At 45.8% G+C, this 25958-nt stretch carries 26 protein-coding genes; 9 read left to right on the forward strand and 17 right to left on the reverse strand.

From position 1 onward, the window contains the following. Positions 1-85: 85 nt before the first annotated feature. A complete protein-coding gene (locus GV64_RS08080) occupies positions 86-1456 on the reverse strand; it encodes a restriction endonuclease (protein WP_020580600.1) in 1371 nt (456 codons plus the stop codon). A gap of 928 nt (positions 1457-2384) precedes the next feature. Here GV64_RS08080 and GV64_RS08085 point away from each other — a divergent pair. Then, positions 2385-2612 (forward strand): hypothetical protein, encoded by a 228-nt coding sequence (locus tag GV64_RS08085; protein ID WP_026257978.1) that lies wholly within the window; start codon positions 2385-2387, stop codon positions 2610-2612. Positions 2613-2655: 43 nt separating this feature from the next. Here the strand turns inward: GV64_RS08085 and GV64_RS08090 are convergent, their stop codons facing one another. From GV64_RS08090 to GV64_RS08130, 9 genes are all read right to left on the reverse strand, one after another. Beyond that, positions 2656-3963: a hypothetical protein gene (locus GV64_RS08090; RefSeq protein WP_020580598.1), complete on the reverse strand. Its 1308-nt coding sequence runs from the start codon at positions 3961-3963 to the stop codon at positions 2656-2658. 116 nt (positions 3964-4079) lie between these two features. Beyond that, entirely contained in the window at positions 4080-5384 is a 1305-nt protein-coding gene (locus tag GV64_RS08095) for a zonular occludens toxin domain-containing protein (RefSeq protein WP_020580597.1), read from the reverse strand. 135 nt (positions 5385-5519) lie between these two features. After that, entirely contained in the window at positions 5520-5837 is a 318-nt protein-coding gene (locus GV64_RS08100; protein ID WP_020580596.1) for a DUF2523 family protein, read from the reverse strand. Between the two features lie 26 nt (positions 5838-5863). Then, positions 5864-7186 carry a virulence factor TspB C-terminal domain-related protein gene (locus tag GV64_RS08105; RefSeq protein WP_236632926.1) on the reverse strand — a complete coding sequence of 441 codons (1323 nt, stop codon included), beginning with the start codon at positions 7184-7186 and terminating at the stop codon, positions 5864-5866. Between the two features lie 189 nt (positions 7187-7375). Next, positions 7376-7579, reverse strand: coding sequence for a major capsid protein (locus tag GV64_RS08110; RefSeq protein WP_020580594.1), 204 nt, complete (start codon positions 7577-7579; stop codon positions 7376-7378). 18 nt (positions 7580-7597) lie between these two features. Further along, positions 7598-7810, reverse strand: coding sequence for a hypothetical protein (locus GV64_RS08115; protein ID WP_020580593.1), 213 nt, complete (start codon positions 7808-7810; stop codon positions 7598-7600). Next, positions 7810-8100 (reverse strand): hypothetical protein, encoded by a 291-nt coding sequence (locus tag GV64_RS08120; protein WP_020580592.1) that lies wholly within the window; start codon positions 8098-8100, stop codon positions 7810-7812. Before GV64_RS08120 ends, GV64_RS08115 begins: the two co-directional genes overlap by 1 nt. 468 nt (positions 8101-8568) lie before the next feature. Further along, positions 8569-8838, reverse strand: coding sequence for a hypothetical protein (locus tag GV64_RS08125; RefSeq protein ID WP_020580591.1), 270 nt, complete (start codon positions 8836-8838; stop codon positions 8569-8571). Positions 8839-8858: 20 nt separating this feature from the next. Further along, complete coding sequence (locus GV64_RS08130) at positions 8859-9080, reverse strand: MerR family transcriptional regulator (RefSeq protein WP_020580590.1); 222 nt, start codon at positions 9078-9080, stop codon at positions 8859-8861. Between the two features lie 232 nt (positions 9081-9312). Here GV64_RS08130 and GV64_RS08135 point away from each other — a divergent pair, with 232 nt between their 5' ends. Both GV64_RS08135 and GV64_RS08140 read left to right on the forward strand, forming a co-directional pair. Continuing rightward, positions 9313-9642 carry a helix-turn-helix domain-containing protein gene (locus GV64_RS08135; RefSeq protein ID WP_020580589.1) on the forward strand — a complete coding sequence of 110 codons (330 nt, stop codon included), beginning with the start codon at positions 9313-9315 and terminating at the stop codon, positions 9640-9642. A gap of 23 nt (positions 9643-9665) precedes the next feature. Beyond that, a complete protein-coding gene (locus GV64_RS08140; protein WP_020580588.1) occupies positions 9666-10676 on the forward strand; it encodes a phage integrase in 1011 nt (336 codons plus the stop codon). A 232-nt stretch (positions 10677-10908) separates the two neighbouring features. Here GV64_RS08140 and accC read toward each other — a convergent pair whose 3' ends face one another. The 6 genes from accC to GV64_RS08170 all read right to left on the reverse strand — a co-directional run bounded on the left by accC (position 10909) and on the right by GV64_RS08170 (position 17026). Next, positions 10909-12249: an acetyl-CoA carboxylase biotin carboxylase subunit gene (accC, locus tag GV64_RS08145; RefSeq protein ID WP_020580587.1), complete on the reverse strand. Its 1341-nt coding sequence runs from the start codon at positions 12247-12249 to the stop codon at positions 10909-10911. A gap of 10 nt (positions 12250-12259) precedes the next feature. Continuing rightward, on the reverse strand, positions 12260-12724 hold the full coding sequence (gene accB, locus GV64_RS08150; RefSeq protein ID WP_020580586.1) for an acetyl-CoA carboxylase biotin carboxyl carrier protein: 465 nt from the start codon (positions 12722-12724) through the stop codon (positions 12260-12262). A 214-nt stretch (positions 12725-12938) separates the two neighbouring features. Then, the gene (gene aroQ, locus GV64_RS08155) at positions 12939-13385 is read right to left on the reverse strand and encodes a type II 3-dehydroquinate dehydratase (RefSeq protein WP_020580585.1); all 447 of its coding nucleotides are present in this window, start codon (positions 13383-13385) and stop codon (positions 12939-12941) included. 162 nt (positions 13386-13547) lie between these two features. After that, complete coding sequence (dsbD, locus tag GV64_RS08160) at positions 13548-15389, reverse strand: protein-disulfide reductase DsbD (protein ID WP_020580584.1); 1842 nt, start codon at positions 15387-15389, stop codon at positions 13548-13550. A gap of 140 nt (positions 15390-15529) precedes the next feature. Beyond that, positions 15530-16057 carry an inorganic diphosphatase gene (gene ppa / locus GV64_RS08165; protein WP_020580583.1) on the reverse strand — a complete coding sequence of 176 codons (528 nt, stop codon included), beginning with the start codon at positions 16055-16057 and terminating at the stop codon, positions 15530-15532. 447 nt (positions 16058-16504) lie between these two features. Further along, a complete protein-coding gene (locus GV64_RS08170) occupies positions 16505-17026 on the reverse strand; it encodes a hypothetical protein (RefSeq protein WP_020580582.1) in 522 nt (173 codons plus the stop codon). A 321-nt stretch (positions 17027-17347) separates the two neighbouring features. Here GV64_RS08170 and GV64_RS08175 point away from each other — a divergent pair, with 321 nt between their 5' ends. Beyond that, positions 17348-17761: a CBS domain-containing protein gene (locus GV64_RS08175; RefSeq protein ID WP_152553968.1), complete on the forward strand. Its 414-nt coding sequence runs from the start codon at positions 17348-17350 to the stop codon at positions 17759-17761. A 53-nt stretch (positions 17762-17814) separates the two neighbouring features. Here GV64_RS08175 and GV64_RS08180 read toward each other — a convergent pair whose 3' ends face one another. Continuing rightward, complete coding sequence (locus tag GV64_RS08180; protein WP_033402521.1) at positions 17815-18474, reverse strand: trimeric intracellular cation channel family protein; 660 nt, start codon at positions 18472-18474, stop codon at positions 17815-17817. 149 nt (positions 18475-18623) lie between these two features. Here GV64_RS08180 and GV64_RS08185 point away from each other — a divergent pair, with 149 nt between their 5' ends. From GV64_RS08185 to GV64_RS08205, 5 genes are all read left to right on the forward strand, one after another. Beyond that, positions 18624-21158, forward strand: a complete 2535-nt coding sequence (locus tag GV64_RS08185; RefSeq protein WP_020580579.1) for a hypothetical protein — start codon at positions 18624-18626, stop codon at positions 21156-21158. 128 nt (positions 21159-21286) lie between these two features. Next, the gene (locus tag GV64_RS08190) at positions 21287-22165 is read left to right on the forward strand and encodes a hypothetical protein (protein ID WP_020580578.1); all 879 of its coding nucleotides are present in this window, start codon (positions 21287-21289) and stop codon (positions 22163-22165) included. Positions 22166-22183: 18 nt separating this feature from the next. Continuing rightward, positions 22184-22660: a SycD/LcrH family type III secretion system chaperone gene (locus tag GV64_RS08195; protein ID WP_201772472.1), complete on the forward strand. Its 477-nt coding sequence runs from the start codon at positions 22184-22186 to the stop codon at positions 22658-22660. A gap of 16 nt (positions 22661-22676) precedes the next feature. After that, positions 22677-24290 carry a type III secretion system translocon subunit SctE gene (gene sctE, locus GV64_RS08200; RefSeq protein WP_034844143.1) on the forward strand — a complete coding sequence of 538 codons (1614 nt, stop codon included), beginning with the start codon at positions 22677-22679 and terminating at the stop codon, positions 24288-24290. Between the two features lie 47 nt (positions 24291-24337). Continuing rightward, entirely contained in the window at positions 24338-25870 is a 1533-nt protein-coding gene (locus tag GV64_RS08205) for a hypothetical protein (RefSeq protein ID WP_020580575.1), read from the forward strand. Positions 25871-25958 lie beyond the last annotated feature (88 nt).

A 25958-nucleotide genomic window follows, 5' to 3' on the forward strand; every position in this document is an offset into this window, starting at 1 on the left:
CTTAACGCCTGCGTGTGCGGCTTGTCCGCACCACGCACTTGTTAGCTGCGTCCTTACTCTAAAACTGAACAAAGGTATTTCTGTATTATTGAACTGCTTCTATGTAACTTTTTTTCAAACTATCAAAATCTGAAAAATCCGAATTTTCTAGAATAACAACTCTTCTAGGTGAATAACTGACGCCATGATTTCTAGGTGGTATCCTTTGTCCTATATGAGTATCAAAAAAAGTCATTAATACATTATTTTTATCTTCTATTTTTAAGGCTATAAAGTATTCGATCAATTCAGCTTTGACTTGAACATCCTTTATATAAGAAAAAACCTCAAACACTTCATCTTTTAGTTCTTGTATATCCCTATCGAGTTCAATTAACCCTGTAACAAGATTTTGAGATAAAAATGATGTTTCAACAGTATTAAGATTCCAGTCGTCAGCCTTTCTAAGTTGAGACAAGATGCTATTTTTGGAATTCTGAATATCTAAATTAACAACGACCTTAACAGCTTCTGAAATATATATGCAGTCCATTGACGACAAATCAGAAGAAATAGTTAAATTCAAATTTCTTATTGTCACTTCTTGTGGCTGATAAGGTAAATTTCTTAACGAGGTCTCCAAAACTCTTACGGCTGTAGGGTTCTGGTAACAGCAAGACAAAGCTGTCCATATAGCATTTTGATAATAGGTGTCCCTAAAACCCTGCAAAGTCCTATAAAGATCATTCAAGGAAATAGAGCCAGGGAGCTTCTTTTCATCATCAATAATGTTTATTTCACTTAACTTAAATGTAGTAACAACCTCTTGGATTTGGTTATCTGTAAAACAAAAGTAACCAATTCTTTTTTCTTCAGTTTTAAACTCATTATTCAGTTCAACTTTAGAAAATATTAATCCTTTAAAATGATTTTCATTGACAGTGTCAATATGCTTGAAAGGAAGATGGTATTCTCCACACAAAATTCTTTCTATTTGTTCAAAGAGTATATTAATGCTATTTTTTAGATTATATTGTTTTATTATTGATACTGATTTGGGACTGCGCTCAATCATAGATTGGAGCTGTTGCCTATCCCAAACTTTCATTTTAAAGCCATTTCTATCAGAGTTTTCTGCATCGAAATTACTTTGAACAGTTGCGCTAGCAATAGTAGAAGTAATTAGAAAATAACCATCTACTTTAAATTTTTTACAAGCGCTTCTCCAGTCCCCAAGCTCGTTTTCATATACAGATTTGTTGCTGTGGGCTTTATGTTTACATTGAACTAAATACTTTATTGAGGTTGTTGTACCTATTTGATCTTTATTCTCAACTTCAACAATTAAGTCTTTTTTCTGGTCAGCACCTCTTGATGGTGAAGATAGAATTTTGACCCCATGACTTTCTAGAACATCTCTAATTAAGAGTTCAAAGTCTTCGCCATCATCGCTGATTCTTTTGAAATCAATAGTCATATTTATTTCACAAAACAAGTAAGTATTAGAATTACTGGGAAATATTAAATATCTATAAAGTAAATAAAGTTTTTATTTATTGCTTTTTTAAATACACTACACTTTCGTTTTTTTCGGCATAGCAGCTAACACTTATTAGTGCGAATTCCGCTTTTCACTTTGAATATCTGCACGCACGAGTTCACTTTAAAACTTTCAACTAATTGAAAATTATAATTTTTTAATACGATAATTAATTAAGCCGTACTAGTCATGTTCTGACAAAGCGAGAATTGGTATTAATCGAGAATCAAGATTCACGATAAAGATCCAGAGGCTAAAATTATTTCTCTAAAAACATACAGATAAATTTTTTACCACTATTTATCAAGAATTGTGGGTACGCTATACACTCTGGGAATTCAGCAAAATCACCGACTTTTTATTATAACTGTATGCTCATACAGCAGATTGAGAGTGATGACCATCAGGCACGCTACCGCCCGTCGATTTTAACTTCTGCCTTATACAGACATCAGGGAGCACATATATCAAACAGCTCAACAACAATTTTTGGGATGTAATATTGGTTCGATGATGTGAACCGTTGCTTACAAAAACCGGACTAAAGTATCAGGTAGGGCTTTATAATTAAAGAAAATCTTTATTGTTCTTCCATCGTCTTCTACTTACAGCTCATCACTTGGTAATAAAGGCTCTCCACTACCTTTTTATGTGCTGGTTCAACCTCGATTTGGACTATATTCAGGGGTTTGAGTCTGTGCGTCAGTTTTATTCTGAAAGCCTACCTCCTGCTGAATAGTTGTAATTTTGAACAACACCCGACGTAGTCCAATAAATCTGTTGCCTCTTCGGACAAAACATTTTTTGGACACGTCTTTACCTGTCGTTCCTGGACAAATTACATTCAGCAAACGAGGTAAACATCATGAAAACACTCACTAACTCGATGCTCTGCACCCTGATTCATTTGACCAAAAATCAGCTTGAAGAAAAGCGACATGAAATTTCAGAACTGAGCCAGTACACCACCAAGGTGATTCGCGAGAGTTATAATTCCGAAGTCGAAGAACTGGTGGCCATATTGGAAATTCTTCACGTTTTACTTAAAGATCATTCCTCACTTGAGCAGCAGATTCGTCCCACCAAGAAATAGCAGAGTGGGGTTTATCCCCTTTCTGCGCCATTTTAAGGGCTGGTTAGATGCTGTATCCCATCAGTATTCTTTCCTGATAGGAGTTTCGTAGTCGCTCAATGAGTTGGTGTTCAGTCGTGTTATTTTTCTCGTAGTGGTCGGCAATGTCTGTCCAGATAATGCTTTCTTGCAGTTCTTTCAGTACCTTTTTGAACTTCAATCCTTTTCGTGCACAGGCTGACAGTAAGTTACCGATGTAGAGCTGGTAGTTTTTGCCGGAGAATGAGGTGGCTTTTTTGTAGTAGCGTTTGTAGTGGAGATTCTCTTTGTAGGCGGACTCAGGGTATTTGAAGACGATATCGTCCAGCAGGATTGTCCAGATCGGATCAAGGTAGTTGCTGTTGTACTTGAGTTTGAAGGATTTCAGACCGTAGAGCCAGAGTGCCTGAATATGTTTGATGACCTCGGAGTAGGTGTTCATTTTAACGCCGATTTCACCGGTTTCTTTGTTGCAGGTTCCCAGGGCAAACTGTTGGATCACGGAATGGTGAAAGCGTACCTCAAACCGGAAGACATCGGATTCAGGATCATATCCACTGCAACCATTTTTTAATTGGGTGCTTTGTTCCCATTTGTGTTCCATATAGTCGAACTTATCAATGGTTTTGGCCTGAATGGTTTTGTTGTAGATGGCCATTTGGACGGCACCCGCAGAGCCAAACTTAAAAGACTGGGAACGATCATAGATGCAGGAGACTTCCGAGACATTGAACTCCGCTTTATCAATCCCGTTAAACTGGGCGATTCTCCGTGATTTACAGGTCATTCGTTCAGAGAGTTCGTTATCCGGTTTCCAACCCTGTACGTCCACCGCCAGGTGGATAGCAGGGTAGTGCGGTTCAGCGCATCGAAGCACTTTCTTGGCAATGTTCGTCAGGAACTGATCCACTTTCTTTGGAGAGCGGTTATCCAGGAACCACGGGGAGCATTCAATTTTCAGGTGGGAGCCAATGGATTCCGCTTTGGAGTGGAACATTTTGCAGAAGATAATGACTCCAAGCTGGTTATTCTGGAGTCGATACTGGTAACCGGATGCTTTACCACTTTTGCCCAGTATCCAGTTATGACCCAAAAACCGGAAGGTTTTCTCCCCAAAGCTCATGGAGTCTTCGATATCCGTCAGGAAGTCCAGATCCATAGCGCCTTTAAAAAGCTGTCGTAAGGTATCCACATAGGTTCCTACGATCTGGAAATTGTCTTGATAGAGATCCTGTACTTTCCCATAGCGAGGATGGACAAAGAGAAGGCCTTTATCACTGGCTATGGTTTCAGCTCTATCCTCTGATAGTTCATATCGTTCTAAAGATTGCATTATAAAATCCTTCTTATAACTTTTTGTCTTATATCTACCCTTGTTTAATGACGTGCTACAGGAACGTCCGCCTGTGCGGGCTGCGCTGCGCGTTGCAGCCTCGCACAGTGTCTGGCTCAGAGTTCGTCATAGGGTGCAATCTCTCTTTTCTGGCTGCGGCGACTGTTTCTGTCGTGTCGTTTATCCGAGAGTGTTTCGTCGAAATAGCCGTTGCGGACAACGGATTTGCACAGGTAGTCCGGCACATCCATCCGTGTCACCCGCTGGGAGTAACAGATGCAGACTTCCTGTGCGGTGTCTTCCCGCCAGAGCACACAGTTTTGTGGCTTAGGGAAGGAGCGGGGTTTGGTGAGGTGGTCGTAGACCGGCGCCGTATGTGTGATGCCGACAATTCTCGGCTTGCGCTCTTCCAGATACTGCTCACGGCTTTGAGGCTGGGTGTCAGCAACCGGCAGCAGAGAACCGGAGGGTTCCGGTGCTGGTGCGGCTTCGCCTGGTTGATCAGGGGTAAGCGTGGTGTAGCCGAAATAGAGTGCACAGCCGATAGCACCGAGCAGTAGCGGGATCAGCCAGATCACCGGCGGCAGGCTCAGCTTGTGCGTGTGCTCAAAGGCCGAGAAGTAGACTCCGAAGTATTTCCTGGGTTTGCCGGTGACGGATTTGCGTCCTTCTTTCTTGGCAAAGTGGTCATCGGGATCAGCGCACTTGTCCCAAGTGTATCGGGTGACTTTGGACGATCCCCAGAAATTGAAGTAGTGGGTATGGTGTCCGCACAGCCTTCTCAGGTGTACATCAAGAAAGTTCGGGTGTTGGGTAATCAGGATGACATCAAAACTGTCGTGGCGATGCTTTTCAAAGCGTGAAGCGTATACAGGGACTTTGTCTTTGCCGGAGCGTACCGGAAAGAACTCCTGTGCCTCATCGATCACCAGCACTGAGTAACCTTGCAGGTCGTACCATTGGTGAGGATCAGGAAAGTGTGTCCAGTGCAGGTTCAGATGCTCGAAGTCCTTGAAAGTGAGTTCCACACCTTCAGGTGCATTCTTCTCGATCTCCGATACTTTCTGAACTTGTGAAGCTGGATAGCAGACTTTCACCCACTTCAGCCATTGCCTCAGTGGATCATGTTGCTGAAAAGCCTGTTCCAGAAACGGCGCATCCTTCAGTTCTACAAATCGCTTTTGCTCATGGATCGGTTGAATCATCGGAGCAATGACAGACTTTTGATTCCTGGTCAGTGACGGTAGATAGATGTCGTAGAAAAATGCCTGGAAGGTCTGGCACTGCTGATAGTCCAGCAGGTTGAGTTTGATGTTGTTGTAGAACTTGGGTCGGCCAGCGTATTTCTTATCGGTGCAGACGGTTTTGAAGCAGTTCAGGCTTTTGCTGGCACCTGGTCTGCCGGTAATGAAGTGCAGCACTGTCCCTTTTCTCCTGTGGTCATCCTTGCGGATTGTTAATGGCTGTTGTTGTTGGGTTCCGCTGGAAACCGAGTTCTTTTCAGGAAAAGAACACCATTTCCAGCGGCTCAATAGACAGCGTTAACAACCCGTGGTTCAGGACGTGCCACCAAAGCCTTTCCAGAAGGAAACGCTTTGTTTTGGCCGTCCGTTGAAATAGGAGATGCCCTTGATCACCATGATGACGGTGATAAACGACAGTGCGATATTGACCGCTTTCGGAATGCCCAGCAGGGAAAGCATCTGGAACATGGCAACCGGCATACCATCAAAGTTGGCCTGTATCTGCTCACCCAGATAATCCACCATGATATCCAGGCCAAAGTAGGTGACCACACCGACACCCAGTCCGCGCAGCAGTAGCCAGGCAATGGGAACAATGGTGGAAACAATAAAGGTGAGTATGTAGCCCATGAGGTTTCTCCTATTTGTTGTGTTGTTTAACCAGAACCAAGTGACTTGGCCAGAATCACCGCCATCGAGAACCAAGTGGCAAAAATAATGAACCATGAGATATAGGAAGCCAGGTCACACAACGGAGTCAGGACAAATTCATATTCAGCACCGAGAACGGTAAAGCCGATTGGGTCTGGGCATTGGTTGTCCGACGTGACGTATTCATCGGTATCCAGGAAGTCTTCAACGTGAATTTCCAGCGTGTCACCTGGGAGTGACCCCAGTGGTGACATGTTTGGGTTGTTGCTGATGATGGAACCGACTTCCCCCTCGTTGTATTGGGAGAGGCACAGTTGCTTTTTCTCCATTCGGGCAATGGCGCACTGAATCGCGTCACCGGAACAGGTCACTTCTTTATCGCATTCAAAACCAGAGAATGCTGATTTGGGATTGTCGCTTTCTGCCTGTTTTTCGGCTTGCTGGCGAATACCCGTTTCTTTGACAATTTGCTGAACGGTTTGGGCTTCAGGTGTGTTGTCCGTGAGATCCTGCTGATCGAGAATATCATCCGTTGTACTGCCATTAGCATTGCCACCATTGGCAGGATGATCCGCAGAATTTGGGTCAACCATATCGCCTTCAGGGTAGGTGCAAAGGTATTCACCGTTGACGTATTGGCAGTTGCTGTAAGCATTCTTTTCAAAGCAGACGACTTCACCGTTAAAGGTTCCGCAGTTGAATTGGTCTTCCAGTGTTTCGTTATCAATACAGACAGGCACCCCATTCACCAACTTGCAGGTTTGATCAGCACTGATGCAGACCTGGGTATAACCATCCGTCCGGCAAGGCAGTTCATCTTCATTGATTTCGGTGTATTCGCTGATACCCGCTAACTGAGTCGTGTCTTCATTACCGGTACAGGCTCCTCCGGTCGGAATGTATTCATAGGCGATGGGAGCCAGTGCATTGTCATAGTCACGAAATCCTCCCAGTGAGGTATAGCTGCACTGGTTGTAACAGGCCGTTTGAGCATTGGTAGAACTGGTGATTGGTTTTGCTGTTAAGCATGATGAAGTACAGGAACCCGTTTCGTCATACACCTCACATTCAGGTGGTGTACTGAAGTTGTAGAGCGCAGTGAAACTTGATGATTGATCATCAGGAGGGCAGTAATTGTACAGGGTGCTGTTTGGGTATTGATTTAAGCCATTATGAACATGGGATAACAAGCGAACAGAGTAGGTTGAGCCAGAGTTATGGGAATAGGTTTGACCGATGGGCGACGTACAATCAGCACCACCAGTTTGATAAGATAAAACATCCAGACTGAAAACACTGGGCAGAATAACGGCTAAAAGTCGTTTCATGGCTGCATCATCCAGACAGCCATGAGGACAACCAGTACATAGAACCATCCATAGTCTGGAACCCACATAAGCCTGTTGTCCTTTTATGGTTGTTCATACTGACAATTGCTCGTGTATTGCCAGCATACCGTCCATCCCTGGACATAAAGACGGGAGGACGAACCTCCCGCCAACCCATGCAAACAAGTCTCAGCCGAAAATCGCGCCTTTGACCCATTTGAACACCACGGCAAGTGCCGCCACGCCAATCAATGCAGTACCCACAGCGGTAATCGCTGTCGAACCATCGGTTGAAATGGCGGTAGTGGCTGCTGACACATCAATCTCGGCAAAGGCACTGGATGCCATTGCTGAAGTTGCCAGCAGGAGTGCAAGGTGTTTTAGCTTCTTCATGGCTAATCTCCTTGTTGGTTAACGTAATTGACGAAGGATCAGGGCAAAGATGAACCCGATGACCAGCAGCATCAGCGTTGCGCTGATCAGGGCATCCGCCTGTTCTTTCGTCAGCCCATTCGATGCAGGGATCGCCTGCACCTCTTCAAGCGTGATGGTGGCGGACTCACCAGAGCAGGAAATCTGCCCTTCCGAATCCGAACTGAAGCCATCACACAGAAGCAGTTGCATTACTTAACCGCCTTTTCTAATGCCGGTTTTTTAATGCCAAGAATTTTGATGGAGATGCGTTGTTTTGAACCGGACATGACTTTGGTTCGAAACTCGTAAGGTTTTAAGGGTTGCAGGGATTGAAAATCCTGAAGTCTTTCATAATCAGAACTGCAAATCATGACATCCAGTCCGAAAATATTGGGGTCGTCATCTTCTCCTGTCGCAGAAAGAAAAACTTTTAAATAGCGACTGGATTCAAATTCGGTAACTTTTGCGCCCAGGTAAAGTGCCTTTATTGATGATTCCATTTTTTTGCTCCTGATGTAATTTGTTGTTTTGGCAATTACAGATTTAATTGCAAAGGGAATGGTTTTCAATAGGGGGTTTTAAACTCGCCCGTAACCGCCAACAGTGGCTAAAAGAAAAGTGAAAATTTACAATTCAAAAGCGAAAATTGATTTATTGACAGCAAAGCTTGGCAAGGCAATTAATCGCATGAAAGGGCAAGGGGTTGCCCTGCGATTAATTTTAATGCCTTGCCTTCACTGTCAATAAATCAATTGGGTTTTTACGTGTCAGACGACGTGTGGTTGCTGGTTGGCCATGTGTCGTTAGGAGGCTCACGCCCGATAATCACGCCCTTAGTGCGGTGATAATGGTAGACACACTCCCATATGTGGGACTTGATAATGTCCATTGCTACCAGGTGTCTTTCCTCCAGAGAGCAGCCAGGTTTAACCCGTGAGCTTGTTCTTTTTCTTCTCATGGTGGTGTTCTTATGGGTTAGGGCAGGACTCATTTAACTGATTAAACCACTCAGAAAGAAATGCCTGAATGGTTCTCAGGGTTTTTAATTCATTGAGCAATTGGGCTTTAAGGTTTTCAGAAATAAAATGTGCTTGATCAGCTAATTGAAACTCCAATTGTTCTTTTTGAATGGTTACAGATTTGATAGAATACTGTATCAAAATTAATTGAAGATAAGGGTCGTTAATAACATCAACCGCTTCAATAGCATTGCCTGTAAAAATAAATACATTGCTCATTTTTTTTCGTCCTTGTTATTTTATTTAAGAGGAATGTTGTTCTGGCCTTTTGCAATTTGCTCCCTGAGTAACAGCATATTGATAAACACCCGTCTTCCAATTCGAAACAATGGCAGGAGTCCTTGTTTCATCCAATGACGAACAACGTGTTCTGAAATATCCAGAGATTGGGCGAAAGCCTTTGGTGTACAAATGACTTCACTGGGGAGGTGACCCTTAATGATCAGGTCTTCAATGTCCATACCATCATCCGTGACGATTGGGTTTATGAAAACTTCTATAAAGTATGCATATAGCATGCAGATGTAATATTTACATCTATAATAAGATAATGTAAAGGTTTTTATTACCTTGCATGTATATATGTCATGTACTGCAAAAATTTATTAGCGAAGGTAGTATTAATACATACCAACAGGACTACCTGATTTAACTGCTCATAAGGCGGTTAAAGAGGGGGATAGGAGCTGATAAATGAGCAGGACTGACAATAACGGTTTGACCATGAATGGTCGGCTGGAGCTGGTTCGTCGATTGCTGGAATACACCCGTAAAGAGTGGGCTGATTTGCTGGGATGCAGCGTAAACTTGATCTCCAACATAGAACATGGTCGCCAGAGGCCGACCAGTGATTTGCTGGAAGCGATCAGTGAACGCTTTCCGTACCTGATTGAGTACATTATTACCGGTCAGGCCGAGAACATCATCAGTGATAAAGAGAAGGCATTCATCAGGGAACTGGCAGGCTATGAACCGGAAAAGGTAAAGGAGATCCTCAACTCTAAACCCAGGAAACGCTATTAGCGTAACTAAAGGTCAGTCAGTTTATGAAAATAACAAAAAATCCAGAAACAGGAAAATGGAAACTTGATGTAGAAATCTCCAAGAACAAGCGGTATCGCAAAACCTGCAATACCAAAACAGAATGCCTGGAGTATTACCACAAGATCAAACGGATGCATGATGATCAGGAAGTGAACGGTTCTGAGGATAAGCGCTCCCTGAAAACCATTATTGATATCTGGTATGAAGGTAAAGGGTGTGAGTTGATTGAAGGGGAGCGACTTCAGAGAATACTCCATGCATTAGCGGACGTGATTGGGAATCCCGAAGCACGAAGTGTGACGCCAAAGCGCTTCAATGACTACAAAACCATCAGGCGTATGGAGTCTAAGAATGGTAAGAAGTGCATTGCCGATTCCACCCTGAATAACTATCTGACGTATCTCCGGTGTGTGTATAACTACCTGTTTGCGATTGGTGAGATCAACTATCCCAACCCGCTGGCAAAGGCTCATAGAATAAAGGTGCAGGAACCGGAGCTGTCTTATCTGACCTGTGATCAGATTCATGACTTGTTAACCGTTATGAAAGAGCATTTTCAGGAGGATCACCTGTTGCTGCTCACAAAGCTCTGTCTTGCTACTGGGGCTCGCTGGAGTGAGATCATCAGTCGAAAAGCCTATCACTTTAAAAATGGGCAGATTGACTTGACCAAGACCAAAGGGAAGCGCATTCGCAGCATTCCACTCAATAAAGATCTTTATGAAGCCGCGAGGCAGCACCTGGAGCAGCATGGCAGCTTCAAATGCACCCGCAGGGGGTTTAGTAAGGCAATTAAGCTGGCAGGAATCCGCTTGCCTGAAGGACAAAGCAGTCACGTACTCAGGCATACCTTTGCCAGTCACTTCATGATGAACAAAGGGAATATCATCGTGCTTCAGAACATACTGGGGCATACGGATATAAAGCTGACAATGAAGTACGCGAAGTTCGATCCTGAGCACTTCAAGGATGCCATAAATCTGAATCCATTAACCCAACTTGAACGACAGTAAGTGTACAAAAAAGCTGGGTTGGCATGTTTACGACGTTTGATCGACATGCCTCGAAAAAATGGGACGAAAGGTCAAAATAATATCAGTGGAAACAAGCGGTTATGGTAAGTGCTTGTTTTGGTTCAAATATTTCATAAACAGACACTGGCTGAGCAATCAGAGGGTATACAAAATAAAGGCCATACCCGGAAGGTAATGGCCTTTATTAAGCGAAGACGTAGAAACAGTGACTTTAGTCAGCCAGTTTCTTCTCCAGATAGTGAATACTCACGCAGCCTTCTTTGAAGTGAGGGTCAGTTACCAGATCCTGATGGAGAGGAATATTGGTTTTGATCCCTTCAATGACCGTTTCGTCCAGCGCGTTCTTCATACGGGTCAGGGCTGTTTCGCGGTCTGGGCCATAACTGATGATCTTGGCGATCAGTGAGTCATAGTAAGGGGGAACGCTGTAGCCGTTGTAAAGGTGGCTATCAACGCGAACACCATTGCCGCCCGGTGCATGGAACTGCACAACCTTGCCAGGTGATGGCATAAAGGTTTTCGGATCTTCCGCGTTGATACGGCACTCGAAGGAATGACCTTTGAGTTCGATGTCTTCCTGGCGAACACTCAGTGGCAGACCACTGGCAATTCTCAACTGCTCTTTAACGATATCAAGACCGCTGATCATTTCCGTCACCGGATGTTCCACCTGAACCCGGGTGTTCATTTCAATGAAATAGAACTCACCGTTTTCATACAGGAATTCAAAGGTGCCGGCACCTTTGTAACCCAGTTCGATGCAGGCACGGGTACAGGCACTGGCCACTTCCTGACGTTTTGCTTCAGGAATGCCGGGAGCCGGTGCTTCTTCGATGACCTTCTGATGACGACGCTGCAGTGAACAGTCGCGGTCACCCAGGTGAATGGCATTGCCCTGTCCATCCGCCAGTACCTGAAACTCAACATGACGTGGGTTCTGCAGGAATTTTTCCAGATAGACCGTATCGTTGTTGAACGCAGCACCGGCTTCTGATTTGGTCAAGGCTACTGAAGCAATCAGTTCTTCTTCGTCGTGGACCACGCGCATACCACGGCCACCACCGCCGCCAGCGGCTTTGATGATGACGGGGTAACCAATATCCCGGGCAATGGCCATGGTACGACTGTCATCATCAGTCAGCGCACCGTTGGAGCCGGGAACGGTCGGTACGCCTGCTTTCTGCATGGCTTCAATCGCGGAAACCTTGTCACCCATCAGGCGGATAACATCGGCGGAAGGCCCGATAAAGGTAAAGCCACTGCGTTCTACCTGTTCAGCAAAATCGGCATTCTCTGACAGGAAACCATACCCCGGGTGAATGGCGGTGGCATGAGTCACCTCAGCTGCACTGATAATGGCAGGAATATTGAGATAGCTTTCTGCCGGGTTGTTTGGACCAATGCAGACAGACTCATCCGCCAGATGCAGATGCATAAGGTCTGCATCGGCTTTGGAGTGAACCGCAACGGTCTTGATGCCCAGCTCTTTGCAGGCTCTTAATATTCGAAGAGCAATCTCGCCCCGGTTGGCTATAACGACTTTATCGAGCATAACGGGACTCTCAGGCAATGGTGAACAGGGGCTGGTCGTACTCTACTGGCTGACCATTCTCAACCAGAACGGCCGTAATAGTGCCGGATTTATCCGCCTTGATCTGGTTCATCATTTTCATGGCTTCAACAATGCAGAGTACATCGCCTTCCTTAACCGATTGACCTTCTTTAGCGAAAACCGGTGATTCTGGGGATGGAGAGCTGTAGAAAGTACCAACCATTGGAGACTTGACCTGATGCCCGGAAAGTACTGGATCAGCCGTTGGTGCAGTTGGAGCAGTTGGTGCCGCTTCTGCTGCAACCGGGGCTGCAGCCGGTGCAGGCGCAGGGTAGGCGATTGGGGCATGAGCGACTGGGGCGTTCTTGGAGTAACGGCTGATGCGAACGGACTCTTCGCCCTCATGGATTTCGAGTTCATCGATACCTGATTCTTCCAGCAGCTCAATGAGCTTTTTTACTTTTCTAATATCCATAGTCAGTCTCAAATGCTTGTACTGGCAGAACCGGCCGGCCAGTGTGGTTGATTTTTTCCAAAAATCGAACGTTCGACTCGTCGAAACGTCAGATATTGGGTAGTCAGTTTTTTACGTTGTCCATGCAGCGGTTTAAATACCCGCACGGTCATTTAAATGAACTCAAGAGGCTGCCTTCCGATCTATCTTGTGGGCAGCCTCCTGGCAATTTGACTCATGGCTGTCTGGCAAGAGTTTCGATAGCGGCAGTCAGCGCGAGTTCATAACCTTTTGGCCCAAGACCGGCAATGACACCCTCAGCCACATCACTGAAATAGGAGTGATGGCGAAAAGGCTCTCTGCGGTGGACGTTCGAAAGATGTACTTCAATAAACGGTATGGCGACGCCCAGCAGTGCATCCCGCAACGCAACACTGGTATGAGTGAACGCTGCCGGATTGATGATAATGAAGCGTACCTTATCCTGACCTGCCTGATGAATGCGTTCTACCAGGAGGTGTTCTGCATTGCTCTGGAAGTTTTCCAGACCAAGGCCTGCATCGGCAGCCAGCTGAACAAGGTTCTGGCTGATCTGCTCAAGTGTGGTTGCTCCATACACACCGGGCTCTCGGGTACCCAGTAAATTCAGGTTGGGGCCGTTGAGCACAAGAATGTCTGCCATGTTTATCCTCTTGACTTCCGGCTGAAGGAAATTCTTTCTGAAGCACATTGCAATCGTTATTGATCAGGCATTTTGCCCCATTGTCAAGGGTGCGTCCAGTTTGCGCGTGTTACAGGAGGTTAACGACAGTTACGAAGAATTTCATGCCTGTTTCAGACATCTTTAGACATCAAGCGTATGCAGAAGCTTTAACAGCTTCTGGTGGAGTTGGGGGGCCGTGATTTCACCCTGCGATTTCAAGGCGGGCAGTTCCAGCCCGGCAGCGTCGAAAAACAGTATGGCTGGCGGGCCAAACAGTTGATATTGGTTGAGAAACTGCTGATGTTCTCTGGTGTTGTCGGTGATGTCCAGTTTGATCAGTGTAATAGCGGCAAGCTGCTCTGCAACCAGTGGGTCAGGGAAAACGGTGCGCTCGATGATTTTGCAGGAAATACACCAGTCAGCATAGAGATCAACCAGCGCAGGCTGTTGATTGCTGGCTGCTTCTGCAAGCAGGCTATTCAGTTCGCTCACCGTGGTAACGGTTCTGAAACCTGATGTTACCGTTTTGTCAGAGATCAGTGACGTTGATGGGCTGTTTTGACGGTAAAGTGGCCTCAGTGGATCACTGTTGCCCATGGCAGCACCAACAATCAGGCAGGTTCCATAGATCAGGCACAGAATACCAATGGCCTGCCTGAGTTTCCGGCTTGCTGTTTCTGCGGCCATGTCGACTGGAAAGTGGAGTGCTCCCAGAAAAATACCACTGCCAATCAACAGTGATCCCCAGAGGAACAAGGTCACCGTGGCAGGGATGACTCTTTCCAGCATCCAGATGGCTACGCCAAGCAGAAGAACACCAAACAGCCCTCGGACACCATTCATCCATGAGCCTGATTTCGGCAACCAGTGGCGTCCGCCCATGGCCAGAGCAAACAGTGGAAGCCCCATTCCCAAGCCAAGGGCAAACAGTGTCAAGCCGCCAAACAGTGCGTCACCCGTTGAGCTGATATAGATCAGGGCACCCGCCAATGGTGCAGAGACACAGGGCGAGACGACCAGCGCTGACAGTAACCCCATCACCGCGGCACCATATAAGCTGCCGGATCTTTGCTGATTACCACTGAGCTTATCTCGAATCCGGGCGGGCAGCTGCAGTTCGTACAGGCCGAACATACTCAGAGCCAGGAGCACGAAGAGGATAGCCATTGGCACCAGCAGCCAGGGGGATTGAAGTTTTGCCTGTAAATTAAGGCTGGCTCCAAACAGCCCCATTAATGTACCGGCAGTAGCAAAGGTAATGGACATGCTGAGTACATAAGTTAACGTCAGAATCAATGTTCTGGCTTTGCTTAACTCTCTGGCACCCAGAATCAGGCTGGAGAGTATCGGAAACATTGGCAGAACACAGGGCGTCAGGCTCAGACCGATACCCGCCAGTACAAAGAGAATCAGGGTGATCGGGAGACTGTCGTGCTCGAGTTGCTGCTGGAATGCATTCTCTGAGCCGGGCATCTCTGAGAGACTGGTTTTGATGGCCTTGGGCGGTTCACTGATTTCAGTCTGAGTAATCAGAGGGATGGTCAGTTTATGGGGAGGGTAACAAAGCCCTGCTTTGGCACAGCCCTGAAATCCAATTTCCAGCTCAGGAAGATTGCCCGAATAGTTTACTGGTAGCTCGACGATGAAATTCTCACTGAAAATCTCAAGCTCTTTATTGTAATAAGGGTCAAAAATCTGTTCGCCATCTGGGTAGGCAGCCGTTTCCAGCTTAGAAATATCGGTGATAGGAGTAAAAGTAAAACGGTGCTTATAAAGGTAGTGTTCCGGTGTGACCTGAACATCAATAATGGCTTTATTATCCTCAATTCGCCCCGTGAACCGGAATGCTTCTTCAACAGGGAGAAATGCCGGGCTCTCACTGGAATCAGAGCCAAACAGCTGGGTCAGGCTGGCTTGAGCAGACAAGGATATCAACAGGCCTAGCAATAAAGGCCAGATCAGGCGAAGAGATAGCGTTGGCATACAACCTGCGGTTTATAATGGTGAGTTCTATTTATTTTGCAGTGATATATCAGAGATGCAAGGGGAAGTGATTAATACTGTTTCAAAAAGCAGGATTGTCTGAGCTCAGGTCAGAAAACCTGAGCTCAGAATAAAGAAAATCAGCCTTTGTAGTTTGCGGCAGATTTCTTGATGACTTCCAAGGCCGCTTCGGAACCTTCCCAGCCATCAATCTTGACCCATTTTCCTGGCTCAAGGTCTTTGTAGTTTTCAAAGAAGTGCTCGATCTGCTGAAGCAGCAGAGCTGGCAGGTCAGTGTATTCCTTCACATCTTTATAGATGGCAGAGAGCTTGTCATGAGGAACGGCGATCAGCTTTTCATCACGACCACTTTCATCAGACATGTTCAGCATGCCTACGGTACGGCAGCGAATCACAGAACCGGGAATGACCGGGTATGGGGTAACGACCAGAACATCCAGTGGGTCGCCATCGTCGGCCAGGGTCTGGTTGATGTAGCCGTAGTTTGCTGGGTAAAACATGGGGGTTGCCATGAAACGGTCAACCAGAATGGCATCCATATCCTTGTCGACTTCGTACTTTATTGGAGAAGCATTAGCAGGAATTTCGATGATTACGTAGATATCTTCTGGGAGATTTTTGCCAGCAGGAATAGATGAATAGCTCATTGACAGTCAGTCTCTGTGTGGGTATCGGTTTGAAATTGCCGCGTATTATATAGAGTTTGCTGCGTTCTTTTCCACTTGCAAAGGTTATGACTGACCAGTGGGCGTTACCAACAGGTTTAATTTCCAGTAGGTAACGCCCACTGAGACATTGAGTCAAAGGCTGTCGTCAAATAGGGGGTGGATGCTTTTTACAGTGACGTATATAAACAGACGGTTGAAAAAATAAGTAATGATGTAAGAGGCTTATATTGAACTGTAGCCAAAAATACACAGCCAGAGGTGCCAAACCCGTTGCATTTCAAGCAGCTACTTTGCTGGCTAAGTTCACTCACTGGAGCGTTAGCCCCGCCCGATTACTTACTCATTGTAGGCTAACGGGGGGCGCCATGCAGCAACTTGAAATCCTCTGGGTATATGGATTTTGTGGCTGTTTTTATGAAAACAGACTCAATCCGTTTTAACTTTTGGTTTCACATTGGTTGGAAGCTCACTATTGCCGGTCATCAATGGTGAGTATTCAATACTTTTAGCAAGAGCAGTTAATCCAGTAACGGTTCGGGAAGCACTTTGGTAGACAGCACTCCCACCACTGGAAATCAGACTGCAACTTTTATCATATGCTGCATACGCTGCACTTGATGCGGCACTGCTACTGGCAGAAGCAAGAGCACAGCCCTTTTCATAAAAGGCATTAACGGCATCAGAAGCAACAGCAGAAATTTTTCGACCAGAGGAAACCGCTAAACTGGAACAACTATCGTATAGCCAGTCCTGATGATTCTGGTTGGTGGAAGCATAGGCGATATAACAGGCACCAAGTGTTAAAAACGGTTTTACCGAGAGTCCAAACGCAATGCCCAGTCCGAGAAGTATACCTTTACTGGTCGAATTGTCCTGAGCATGACCTTGTTGTTGAGTGTTTGTAACTACAGCATTGGAAGCTGGTTGGCTGGCTACTGGTGTAGTCATCTTTTAATTCCTTGTAAATCCATATGTGTTTTCTGGTCACAAAGTTAGATAGTTATTTCGTATATAAGTTCAACTTTCAGAGTAATAGGTGAATATTTTATAGATGAGAGACTAATTGATTGTTTTTCCTGGTTTTTATTGTTGCTTTGCACGTGTGAGACTTGTACTGTTGGTCAATATACGGAGTAATCTGCTAAATGCCACCGGTGAAATAGCTTCTGACAAATTAGATATATTCAGATATCTGTTTGATTGAAGACTAAAATTAAACAGGTATCAGTCGCTGGCGTGAGTGGGATTTATATCCCGAAGGAGGTGATTGTGAGATCGATTACTGTTGAAGATTGCATGACCCCCAAAGTTGTAACCATTTCTCCGGATATACAAGTTGTTGAAGCAATTCGTATTTTACTGCAACATAATATTACTGCTGCACCGGTTGTGGATAATGAAGGAGTGCTTGTAGGCATTCTGTCAGAGTCTGATTGCCTGGAAGGCACGTTGAATGGTAGCTATTTTTCCCAGGATGCCGGTCTGGTAAGTGAATACATGACAAGGAATGTTGTGACGGCCGACCCACAGGAAGATATTATCACGGTTTATCAACGATTTATGACTGATAAGGCCTTCAGGGTACCGGTCGTCTCAGAGGGAACCCTGGTAGGGATTTTGAGTCCAAAGGATTTGATGTCTGCTCTTCTGGAGTTTTACGAGCGTCCAGTGGACTCTGGATGAGGCACTGATGCCTTTTTTATTGGTTCAAATGTCAGCAGATTAACAGTTCATACCTACTGCCCAGGCTTATCCTCAGGCGTGGATGAGTCATCAAAATTGAACTTTGGAAGCTCCAGTCCTTTATAAATAGCCAGAATACGCAGAGTAAATCCGGAAATCAGTGTGATAAGAATAACGCTATTAGCTGAAAGAGGAGTCATTATCAAACCGAAATACAGCCATGCAGAAAGAAATGCAATACTGCCATAGAGCTCTTTGCGAAAAACCAGTGGTACCTGATTGCAAAGAATATCCCGAACGACGCCCCCAAAAGCGCCGGTAAATACAGCCATGGTTGCAGCAATAATATAGCCATGCCCTAATTCAAGCGTTTTCTGGGCGCCAATAATGCTGAAGGTGATCAGGCCTACGGCATCAAGCACCAGAAAAAGCTCAGTCATATAGCGAATCCAGGGGCGGATGAATAACACCAGCAGGGCAGCTGAGCAGGTAATCATTAGATATTCTGGTTTGCCAACCCATACCATGGGGTGGTTATTCAGTACCAGGTCTCGAACAGTGCCTCCGGCGAATGCGGTGCAGCAGGCAATAATTAAAATACCGAATGGATCCATTTTTTTTCTGCCAGCGACAATAGCACCTGCCATGGCTTCAACTGTTATTGCCAGAATATAGAGTGTTTCAAGCACGTCAGAGACCCTGATTAATTTCATTAAATAACAGCTATTAGGATAGTTATTATTTTTTTGTTTTATTCGAAATTAAAATAATTTTATAAATTTCTTTTAATTATTGAATTTGCCGTTTATTCATCAGCTAGACTTTTCTTTTATATAAGGAATATTTTTGAAAAGGAATTCGCATGGCACATCCACCGTCTGGGCCTTCTGGGGGGCCACAGGTTCTTTCACAAGGGGACTTAAGCTCACAGGGTAAGCTTGGTGGTGTGAGTGGTAAGTTTGTTACTCCAACGGGTAAGAGAACCGTCAAACCTAAAGAGGTTGAGTCTAAGTTAGGCAAGGGGAGTGTGGGGTCACCTACTGTTTCACCTGCTAACAAACAGAGAACGATCAGCGCAACTGGCAGCGAAGGGGATGAAGGATTTGAAGATGGAAAAGCGCTGGATAATGCTCTTGCAGCCAGTCTGGATGATGTAGAAAACGATTCACAAACTTCAGAAGACTCTGCTGTTTTTTCAGGTTCTAATAAGTCTGAAGTTGAAGATGATCCAGAGGATTTGACTCCTGATACCCATAAAGACTTTCCGGCTTCTGTTGATCCTGCTATAGCTGGGGTTTCTAATCAAAGGGTGGCCAATCCAAGAGAAAGTGAAGATGTTGATGAAGGGTTCGAAGAAGGAGAAGAGTCAGATCAAGCAACGGTCCCCGGTTCGGGTGATGTAAAAACTGGGATACAGACTCCGGTTCACTCTGCGACTTCGCCTCAAGTTCAGTATGCGCCAGAAGATGTTGTTTCTCCTCCCAATACAAGCTTTCCGGTTCCTGTTGATTCTCAAACTAATGATGCCTCTATTACGATCAGCAATACCGGTGCCGACAATGATGCGGCAATTAATGGTGATGAAACGATCACTATCGAAGGTGGCGGGCAGGTTAATAAAGGGAAGTTTTTAAAAGCACTTAAAGCAGTCGCTAACTGGTTTATGGGGCTTTTTAGTAATAAGATCGCCGTTGGCCTGGCGGTGTTTTTTGCCCTGACTTTCCTTTTTGGTCTTTTGGCAAGCCCTGCAGGTGCCCCCTTTGTTTTTATATTAATGGCCGGTCTTTCAGCTGCTATTACCTGTGGGTTAACGGGGCTGCTAATTGCTGATCTGTCTCCAGATCTTTCAAGGCAACAGCAAGAGCATCAGCAACCCAGCAATAACCAGAATCCAAACCAGCAGAATAATAACCAGAGTGATAAATCATCTTCTGAAATAGACAAAACGAAGAGCGGCTCTGGTTCAAGTCAACCCAGCGCTGACAGTGTTGATGAAAATGATACGGCTGGCAGCTTTTTTATGAAGCCAAACGGAAAAAAAGCGCCTGCACCCGTTATCAATGGAGGTGGCAGTTCCTCAGTCAGGGAGAGTCCGGACGCTGCTTCAGCAGCGAGTGCTGTAGACGCTCAGCTTGACAAAATTTTCGGTACCGAAGCGTTTGATGAATGGCTCAATGAAAACCTTCTTCGTTGGTCGAATAAAGCACAGTTTGCAGAGTTTTCGAAAACCTTACGGGGAAGAGATGATTACAAAGAGCTGGCGATGGACGACAAGCTGGATAGTCTTTTAGAAGACCTCCATCGTGAGAGTAATGATCTTTCCTATCTCGCACATTCACCTCTGGAAGAACTGGATAGCAGCGGTCCCCGCCAGTTTGACAGACTGAATTATTTTAATTCGTCATTTGATAGGGCGCTGGAGTTGCTTGATCCTACTCCCGAACATTGTCAGACCATGTTTAACCGGCTTATGAGAGTACTCCCTAAAGAACAGTTTCCCTGGGTTTCCTCCAATTTATACTCTCCTTTGTTATCAATTGGAGACCAGCGTAAGAGTCTTGAGGCGCAACCCAGTCAGGAAATTGCCAAGGCTGAAGTATCTGACATGCTGAGGATCGCTTTACGAAGGTTGGATAGCTATGGGAAGGGAGGAGAGCTTCAAAAAGAAAGTGAAGAGCAGGAAAAGCGTCGCCAGGTTCAAACGGTTAAGCGCAAACGGGCAGCTGATCCTCAAGATGGAAAGCCTCCAGAAAAAGTCAGGGTCATTGAGAAAACATCTTCAATCGAGGTAAAGCCAGTTGAAACCCATGAAAAGGAAGTTCAGGTTAATTTGAGCCATGAGGATCTAGAGGGGAATGCCGAAAGTCGAGCCAGAGTAGCCAAGACTTGGAATCGAGATATTGATGGGCTTGGTCTTGATTGGAAGCCGACAGATGAAAGTAAATCGGGAAAAGCCTGGTTTATGAGAATCAAAGGTGAATTGCAAGGTTGTGTTAGTGAATTAAAGTGGAGTAGTACAAACCCTTTTGTGCCAGCTAATGCCACTGATATGGAAAAACGCTTCATGGCAACAACAGGTAAATCTGTTCCCCCCTCAGATCTTGATAAGAACTACTTCGAGATTGCTGTTGAACAAGCAGCATTGGCTATTAAGGACAAAGTAGAAAAAACCATTACCGAGGAGCAGATTCGTGACCTTAAGAGTGAAGGCTCTAGAGGTTACCAGATGTTTGGTGATTTTAAGGCCGCATTTGTTGACAGTATTTTGGATGCGCCTCAGGTTGGCAGTGAAAAAACAATGGAGGATGCTTTTCAAGCTGTAAGTGCGAAAGGTCAAGACAAGCTATTGATTAAAAGTTACATCAGGGGTCACCTTATAAATAAATGGATGCCTTAAATTTAAATTTAATTCATTTTTCTTATAAAAAATTATCGACCAAGGTGTAATTGGCAAGAACATTGTTTCATAACCTAGAGTTAAAGGTAGTGCTTTTACGGATATTCCAATAAGACAGGGAGTCAATAATGAGTAACCCAGTTGGCGGCACTGGTTCCACCGGTACTGAATCAGGAACGACCTCGCCCACAATTACTTTGAACGATGCCAGAATCGCTTCACTGCGTGCTGCAGGTTATACCGATGCTCAGATTGAAGCCCTGCTGTCACTGGCCGATCCGGATGATCAGGGCAACTCCCTAGCCCCAACACACTTTTATTCCGTCAATAAGCAGACACTTAATTCGCTGCAGTATACCGGTCAGCTTGATGAGGCTTCCCAGGAGCTGGTCTATCTACAGGCCCCTATTGCTCTGGTTCAGGAAGTCAGCAATCCTGCCAATTGGAACGGTGATAATTATATAGGTCCCGGGGCTTCAGAAATTAATGCGTACCTTCTGGGTGAACCGGTAGATTTCACCAAGCCCAGTCTGGATGCCTTAATAATGTCTGTATTGACGGCCAGGGCGGACATTCTTCAGACACAGCTGGAAGAGCAGATTGAATCCATCCAGCAGAAGAATGATTTGCTTGAAACGGCGAATGCCTGGCTGGCTGAAGCCAAGTCTTTAAAAACGACTGCGGGCACTTCCGGCAGATCTGAAATCACTCAGGAAATGAAAGATTTCTGGGAGCAAATGGGTGCCAAGCTTGCTGAAGATTCAAATGGTAACCCGCTTGGTACGGATGGCGATGGTGACGGTCTTCGTTCCTATAATTCCGCAGAGTGGGATGTGAATATTGAAGCCCTTAAAGGGAAGATTGAGTCTCTTACCAGTCAGTCGCAACTGGAAACCACCAAGCTTCAGCAAACCATCAATAAATACAACCAGACATTTGAAATGCTTTCGAATTTCATCAATAAGTACTTCCAGTCAATAAGTACGATTATTCAGAATATGCGTTAACTCATGGAGGAGTCTCACGTGAATAATGAAGATCTTAACGGTTATGAAGGTGAAGAGCTGGAGGATATGCTCCTGAATTTCTTCGGTAAGGGGGGAACCTTCAAGGATTTGAAAAACATGAGTGATGATGCCATGGAGGCTATCTACTCAGTGGCTTACAACCTTTACCAGAGTGGGAAGTACGAAGAAGCGAAGAAGGTTTTTCAGTTTCTATGCTTTTATGACCATTTCAACCGTAAATACTTTTTGGGGCTGGGCGCATGTCAGCAAATGCAGAAGCAGTATGACAGCGCTATAGAGATCTTTTCGTTTGCAACGATTCTTGATTCTGATGACCCTCGTCCAATGATGTATATCGGTGATTGTCATATGGCCAAAGGCGATAAAGAAAAAGCCCAGATAGCCTATGAGACCTCTATTGAATGGTCCGATGGCAGCCCTGAGTACGCCAAAGACCTGGAGCGTGCCAAGAACATGTTGGAAAATCTTAAATAACTGAGGAGTAATCAGGATGTCTACTATTCAACAGGGACCTCAGTCGACGGATCAAACGGGGATAGATCCTTCGCTCTTGCAGCAGCAGAAAAAAGAACAGGTTGCAAAAGAAGAGCGCGTCAGCCGTGGTTACCCACCTGAGAACAGTGTTTCCACGGCCAGCGCACAGGACGATATTGATCCACCCATAAAAGCTCAACATAATTTGGATGTGCCAACAGAAGGCTCCGACTCACCTTCAGAAAAAGTGCTGAAAGAGATCTCTGTCTTTGCAGAAATCGAGAAGCTTGCCAAGTCCGATCCTGAGGCTGCCAAACTAGGCCTGCTTTCAGAGTTTCTCGTTGAAAATGGTGGACCGGACATATTGGACCCATTCGGCGCTTCTCTTGAGAGACAAAACCCGCTCGCCAAGCACATCAGTACTTTGCAAAGCAATAAGGATCATCTCTTGTCCCTCGGATACAGTGAGGAGCTCATTGATGGGCTGCTTGCAATGGCTGATCCCAATGACCCAGACAATTCTCTGGCGAGTATGCACTCATTCTCTGCCCGGGTTACTGGGAGGTTAGCTGGTGATGACTCACTTGAGAATCTGAGCAACCTGTTTGCAGATACCCTTAACAGGGTTGGCAACTTGAAGGGTGGGCCTGCTGATCTTCATGCTCAGTTACAGGCAGATTTGAAAAATTTTAATGCCACCTTTCTAAACTCCAAAAAGCATATTGATGTTGATACGGCAACACAAATGCTTATGAGTATACAAACAAAAATCCAGAATAACCGGCTGTTATTTGACCAGGAAAACATCAAGTTGAATCAGGTGGCCAGGGAGCAGGCCTCAGAAAAGCGGATAAACAAGATTCTGGACTCTATTGAAAAAGCAAAAGAAGCCAAAAAGGCCGGCATGATCAGTCGAATCTTTGGTTACATTGCCGTAGCCATTATGGCGGTTGTTATGGTTGTCATGTTTGCCACTGGTGTTGGTTCGCCTCTTGCCATGGGCCTTATGGCAGCAGCACTTGCCCTGACGGTGCTAATGACAGTTTCCTCTGAAACAGGCGACTGGATGAATAAAGGTGTCGCACAAATGTTCGAGGCTTTTGGGCTCTCTGAAGAAAATGCCATGATCGGAGCTATGGTCTTCTGGTCGGCAATTATTCTGGTGTTGAGTGCTGGTGGCGCTGTTGCTGCGGGGGCAGGGACTACCGCATCTACCGCTGCCAATGCTGCTGCCACAGGTACCAGCGCTGCAGCAGGTGGTGCCTCGGGCGGTGCTACGGTTACGGCTCAGGTAACCACGGCCGCAACCACTACGGCAAGACTTTCCAGAATGGCCAGTATGGCTGCACGTTTTGCCCGACTGGCGAGAATTGCAGGTGGTGGAGCCATGGTAGGCGATGGCTCATCCAGTGCTGTCAGTACGACCATGCAGTATCAGGCGGATATGTTAAGAGCTGAGGCTAAAGAGCTATTTGCCTGGATGTTGGCAAATCAGCACATCATTGATGACCTGACCGAGGATATCCGTAAAGTTATTGAGGATATGCAGCAGGTCTGGCAGGTCATGACTGGCATGATGAAAGACACCAATGAGACGATGACGAAGCTCAATGCCGCTCTCAAAGGGTAATTAATTAAGGTTGTTTTTACCTTAACGGTGATACATGGAGGTAACGCATGGCTGAGGGAATATCCGGTGCAGACCGCGCGTCGCAGAATGCGCATATGAACATGCTCCTTGAAAAAGGCGGGACATCAGCAGAAAAGAAAGCGGCAATCAAGAAGGGTGACATTGACTTTCAGCAGGAGAGTTTGCGGATTGCCTCAAAGCAGCATACTGGTACTGAGGCATTGAAAGATCTCCAGAAAGCCGGAGAACAACTTAAACCGGCGCTGCCCACTCCTGATGATTTGTCAACGAATCAAATGACGAATGCCAACAAAATGCTGGGGGATTTGTCCAAGTCCACTGATAAGGCCATGGAGTCGACCAAACAGCTGTTCAATAATATCTTGAATGGTTCTGTGACCCAAGGTGAAGCCGCGAAACTGAAATCACACGCAGCCGTCCTTGATGACACGGCATCCTATATGGAGCTTTTGTCTGGCAAAGGCGTGGAAACGGCTGAAGGTAAGCGGCAAGTACTGGCAGGTATGGGGGGATTTCATAAGTTCCAACTGGATAACCTTGAGCAGCTGTCAGGCTCTAAGGACATTACCACGTTTCTGGCTGCCCAGCATGGTGGTGCTAAGGGGTTGGACCAGAAAACGGCGATCCTCCGATCGTTAGGATACAGTGATAGCCAGATTAAAACGCTTATGTCCCTTGCGCCACCGGATACGGATGGCAGCCGCCTTGATATGATGCGAGCAGCAGGCTCTGATGTAAAAGCAGTTTTACAGGCTCTCGGGTTTGCCGATGCTGCTGAAGGCCTTGCCGCATTATTGAATGGGCAGCATCCGAAGCTTGGTAGTGCAGAACAAAAGCAGCTCCTGGCCAAAATGGGCTTCAGTGACCAGGAGATTGAAGTCATTCTTCTCTCAAGTCATCCTACGTCACTGAAAAATCAGGCTGCAATGATGCGCAGCGGTCCCCAGGGGCTTGCAGCCCTGCTAGGAGCTAACAGCGCCGGTATGAATTTGCTTGCTGCAGGCAAAACTTTTGAGGACCTGAAAATACTGGAGCAGCTGGTGGATATCTTTGCAGTGATGGAACTGCTGTTTAAGATGAGTACCACTCAGCGACGTCAGGCCAGGGAATTCCGTGCAGTCAATTATGAAGCTGCCAAGAATGAGGTTCTAAACCAGGCTGAAGAGATGAAGAAAGCTGCCTTGATGTCAGCCATTGGTGGCTGGGTCAGTGCAGGTACGAAAATCATAGCGGGTGCTGCTTCGATTGGACTTGCCGTTAAAGCCGGTAATGCGCCAAATCAGGGGGCGATGCAACAGCAGGTGGCTGTGGCGAATGGTGTTTCCCAGGTTATTTCTGCATCCGGCGATATGATTAAAGCGGGTACAGACTATAAGGCTGGTATGCATCAGGCTCAGGTGAAAATTCATGAAGCGATGCAGAAAACCTATGATAACGCGGCTCAGTCTGAAACTGAGTTTATGAACCTGCATCAAGATATGCAGAAGACAGTTCTGAGCAAAATGGACGAAATTATCCGGTCATGGTTCGAAACCCTGAAGTCAACAACCAGAGCTTGATGATCGGGTATTTAAAGGACGTGGTTTATAAGATGTAGCCAACCTCTGTGGTTGGCTTTTTCTTGTATAGAGGGAAGAGATGGGTAAT

The organism is Endozoicomonas elysicola (genome assembly GCF_000710775.1).
Lineage (GTDB): Bacteria > Pseudomonadota > Gammaproteobacteria > Pseudomonadales > Endozoicomonadaceae > Endozoicomonas > Endozoicomonas elysicola.